3 protein-coding genes are annotated in these 2,179 nt (G+C 44.7%); all 3 read left to right on the top strand.

The features are described 5' to 3' along the window. Window positions 1-384: TetR/AcrR family transcriptional regulator (locus CCU_RS07470; RefSeq protein WP_208896089.1), on the top strand; the 384-nt coding region annotated here is incomplete at its 5' end. A gap of 18 nt (window positions 385-402) precedes the next feature. After that, window positions 403-798 (top strand): response regulator, encoded by a 396-nt coding sequence (locus tag CCU_RS07465; protein WP_015534155.1) that lies wholly within the window; start codon window positions 403-405, stop codon window positions 796-798. Window positions 799-894: 96 nt separating this feature from the next. Further along, window positions 895-2,179: replication-associated recombination protein A (locus CCU_RS07460; RefSeq protein WP_208896088.1), on the top strand; the 1,285-nt coding region annotated here is incomplete at its 3' end.

Raw genomic sequence — 2,179 nt, 5'->3', positions numbered from 1 at the left:
ATCCAGAGGACTGTTGAGAGACTTGACGGGACATACCTGGATAAGATCAAGTATTATGCAGATACATATGCAACATATTATGATAACTATATTGGTATGGGTGCGATAATGCTGCATTATGAAGAATTGCTTCACATGTCAGAGACGAGAGAGATCATCTCTGAGTGTATGTTGAAGCGTAATGATTTTGTATGCACATTGTTTCAGAGTGCGATTGACAGCAAGGAGATACGAGCGGTTTTCTCACCGAAGGAACTTACGCTCATGTTCAACGGAATTTTTACAGAGGGATTGCTTGAACGGAGAAACCAATACTCAAGGAAGAGTTTCAGGGGTGAGATCAAGGAGATGCTCAGTCATCTTGAGAAAGTACTTAGGTTGTAAAATTAGGGAGGAATTGTCATGAAGATATTAATAGCTGAGGATGATGTTGCAAATGCAAAATTTTTATCCAAGTATTTGAGTAAGTTTGGTGATGTGGTCATAACACCTGATGGAATCGCAGCGGTTGATGAATTTGTAAATGCTCTTGAGAAGGGCGAACTGTTCGAGCTGGTGTGTCTTGATATCATGATGCCAAAGATAGATGGGTATAAAGTTCTGGCATCCATAAGAAGTGCAGAGAGAAAGCACGGAGTGTCAAGGATGCTCAGATCGAAGGTCATAATGACCAGCGCACTTGACGAGGCAAGCTTTGACAGTAATCTCGCCAGCGACGATTATGATGATTACATATGTAAGCCGATTGATATCATGAAGTTTAATGACATGCTGAAGAAACTGGACATTATCAAGTAGATGATATGATATTGATACATGCGAAGCCCGTTATTGTAAGATATCGGGCTTCGAAGTGTCTTACGACACTGAATATTAGATGGCAGGGACATAAAGATGGATTTATTTGAGTATATGAGGGAGAATTTCTCGGAGGATGATTCTCCTCTGGCAAAAAGAATGAGACCGACCAGCCTTGATGACGTGGTTGGACAGGAACATATTATAGGCAAGGACAAGCTTTTGTACAGGGCGATAAAAGCGGATAAGATAAGTTCGCTTATATTTTATGGCCCTCCGGGGACCGGCAAGACTACGCTTGCCATGGTCATAGCCAATACAACCAAGGCAGAGTTCAGACAGCTCAACGCCACAACGGCGGGCAAGAAGGACATGGAAAAGGTTGTGGAAGAGGCGAAGAATACCAAGGCTATGTATGGCAGACGGACTATACTGTTCATCGATGAGATCCACAGATTCAACAAGTCACAGCAGGATTATCTCCTGCCATTTGTTGAGGATGGAACGGTGGTACTCATAGGAGCGACCACGGAGAATCCTTATTTTGAGGTTAACGGGGCTCTCATATCCAGATCCCATATATTCCAGCTCAATCCATTGTCCAGGGAGGACATCAAGAAGCTCATCCACAAGGCAGTGTACTCAGAAAATGGCATGGGTGCATTTGATGCAGACATTGATGAGGATGCCGAGGACTTTCTTGCAGACATGGCGTCGGGAGATGCGAGAAGTGCGTTAAATGCCATAGAGCTCGGAGTTCTGTCGACGGAGAGAAGCGAGGATGGCAGGATACACATAACGCTTGAAGTGGCGGAGGAATGTATCCAGAAGAGAGCTATAAGATATGACAAGGACGGAGATAATCATTATGATATAATATCCGCATTTATAAAGAGCATGCGTGGATCAGATCCTGATGCGGCGATATTCTACCTTGCAAAGATGCTTTACGGAGGTGAGGATATAAAGTTTATTGCCAGAAGGATCATGATATGTGCCAGTGAGGATGTGGGCAATGCTGATCCGAATGCTATCGTGGTGGCGTCGGCATGTGCACAGGCTGTGGAGAGAGTCGGAATGCCTGAGGCACAGATAATACTTGCCCATGCGGCTTCCTACGTTGCGTGTGCACCGAAGAGCAATTCTGTGGTGAATGCGATATTTTCGGCTATGGATGCGGTAAAGCATGAGGACACGGGTCAGGTTCCGGTGTATCTCAGAGATGCACATTACGGCGGTGCAGCAAAGCTTGGACACTCAGGATACAAATACGCGCATGATTATCCGAATAATTACGTTGACCAGCAGTATCTTCCTGATAAGATTGCAGGCAGGGTATTCTATGAGCCGTCGGACAATGGTTATGAGAGAGATATCAAGG

The organism is Coprococcus sp. ART55/1, assembly GCF_000210595.1.
In the GTDB taxonomy this organism is placed as follows: Bacteria; Bacillota; Clostridia; order Lachnospirales; family Lachnospiraceae; genus Coprococcus; species Coprococcus aceti.
The sequence above is the reverse complement of the archived record's forward strand: the minus strand, read 5'-3'. Positions and strand labels throughout refer to the sequence as shown.

Excerpts from the sequence above, each read along its gene's own strand:
- CCU_RS07465 (WP_015534155.1), top strand. The coding sequence starts at position 403 with ATGAAGATATTAATAGCTGAGGATGATGTTGCAAATGCAAAATTTTTA.